2 protein-coding genes are annotated in these 1,279 nt (G+C 72.0%); both read left to right on the plus strand.

Going from position 1 to position 1,279, the window contains the following annotated elements; all coding sequences use genetic code 11:
- Positions 1–5: 5 nt before the first annotated feature.
- Positions 6–425 carry a tyrosinase family oxidase copper chaperone gene (locus ACFXA3_RS42725; RefSeq protein ID WP_385196976.1) on the plus strand — a complete coding sequence of 140 codons (420 nt, stop codon included), beginning with the start codon at positions 6–8 and terminating at the stop codon, positions 423–425.
- Complete coding sequence (locus tag ACFXA3_RS42730; RefSeq protein WP_385196974.1) at positions 422–1,249, plus strand: tyrosinase family protein; 828 nt, start codon at positions 422–424, stop codon at positions 1,247–1,249. Before ACFXA3_RS42725 ends, ACFXA3_RS42730 begins: the two co-directional genes overlap by 4 nt.
- The last annotated feature ends 30 nt before the right edge of the window (positions 1,250–1,279 follow it).

Consider the following 1,279-nt stretch of genomic DNA (forward strand, 5'->3'; position numbering starts at 1 on the left):
TCTATATCCCGCGCGTTGTGGGGTTTTGTCGTGGGGCGAGGGGTCGACCCCCCGCAGAGGCGGCCGCGGCCGTCATCAAGTTCTCCGGCTCGTCCTCGCCGGGCGGGGACGCCAAGGGGGCGGCGACGGCCTCGTCGCCCGGCCCCATACCCACCGGCACCATCGACGAGGTCTACGAGGGCCGCCGCATCCAGATCACGTTCGGCGGCGGCGAGCACCAGGGCGGCCACCACTCCCCCGGGCTGCCCACCGTCAGCATCGACGGCAACGAGCTGCACGTGATGCGCAACGCCGACGGCAGCTGGGTCAGCGTCGTCAACCACTACCAGACGTTCCCCGACCCGGTCGCGGTCGTCCGCGCCGCCGTACGGGACCTCCAGGGCGCCGCACTCGCTCCGTTCGGCCCGGCGGGAGGCACGTCGTGAACGTCCGCAAGAACCAGGCCAAGCTGACCGCGGACGAGAAGCGGGCCTTCACGGGTGCGCTGCTCGAACTGAAGCGCAACGGCACCTACGACCGCTTCGCGGCCGTCCACAACACCTTCCTGATGGGCGACAGCGACTTCGGCGACCGCGTCGGCCACCGCTCCCCCTCCTTCCTGCCCTGGCACCGCCGCTTCCTGCTGGACTTCGAGGCCGAGCTGCAGAAGGTGGACCCGAAGGTCTCGCTCCCCTACTGGGACTGGACGGTGGACCGCACGGCGGCCTCCTCGCTCTGGGCCGCCGACTTCATGGGCGGTACCGGCCGGGACCGCGACGGGCAGGTCGTCGACGGCCCGTTCGCGTACGGGGGCGGCAAGTGGGCCGTCACCGTGGGCGTGGACCGGCGCACCTACCTGCGGCGCGCCCTGGGCGCGGGCGGCACCCAGCTGCCGACCAAGGCCGAGGTGAACGCCGTGCTCGCCATGCCCGTGTACGACGCGGCTCCCTGGAACAGCGCCTCGGACGGCTTCCGCAACCACCTGGAGGGCTGGCGGGGCGCCAACCTGCACAACCGGGTCCACGTGTGGATCGGCGGCCAGATGGCCAGCGCGGCGTCCCCGAACGACCCGGTGTTCTGGATGCACCACGCCTTCATCGACCTGCTGTGGGCCGAGTGGCAGCGCCGGAACCCGAAGTCCGGCTACCTGCCCACCGCGGCCACCCGGGACGTCGTCGACCTGCACAAGCCGATGCGGCCGTGGAACAACGTGACGCCGGCCGACCTGCTGGACCACCGGAAGTTCTACGCGTTCGACACCGAGCGCTGACCACGGCGGCGCGCCGGCCCGGTCCGGGTC

The organism is Streptomyces sp. NPDC059456, assembly GCF_042750055.1.
In the GTDB taxonomy this organism is placed as follows: Bacteria; Actinomycetota; Actinomycetes; order Streptomycetales; family Streptomycetaceae; genus Streptomyces.